We start from the raw sequence: 306 nt of genomic DNA, 5'->3' as shown, positions 1-306 counted from the left end.
CTGCTTTTGTACGGAACGAAAAGACTCTTTCTAATAAAGAGGGTCCATGACGGTACCGTAAGAATAAGCACCGGCTAACTACGTGCCAGCAGCCGCGGTAATACGTAGGGTGCGAGCGTTAATCGGAATTACTGGGCGTAAAGCGTGCGCAGGCGGTTATGCAAGACAGATGTGAAATCCCCGGGCTCAACCTGGGAACTGCATTTGTGACTGCATAGCTAGAGTACGGTAGAGGGGGATGGAATTCCGCGTGTAGCAGTGAAATGCGTAGATATGCGGAGGAACACCGATGGCGAAGGCAATCCC

At 52.0% G+C, this 306-nt stretch carries 1 rRNA gene (running past both ends of the window); it reads left to right on the top strand.

The window, feature by feature from the left end:
- Positions 1 to 306: ribosomal RNA gene (locus ASE86_RS13215) — 16S ribosomal RNA — on the top strand (its annotated part extends past both window edges: 275 nt to the left, 881 nt to the right); the annotation flags it as partial.

The sequence above is a fragment of the Sphingomonas sp. Leaf33 genome, assembly GCF_001421785.1.
Taxonomy (GTDB): Bacteria; Pseudomonadota; Alphaproteobacteria; order Sphingomonadales; family Sphingomonadaceae; genus Sphingomonas.
Note: the sequence above shows the minus strand (reverse complement) of the source record. Positions and strands in the feature narration are given on the sequence as shown.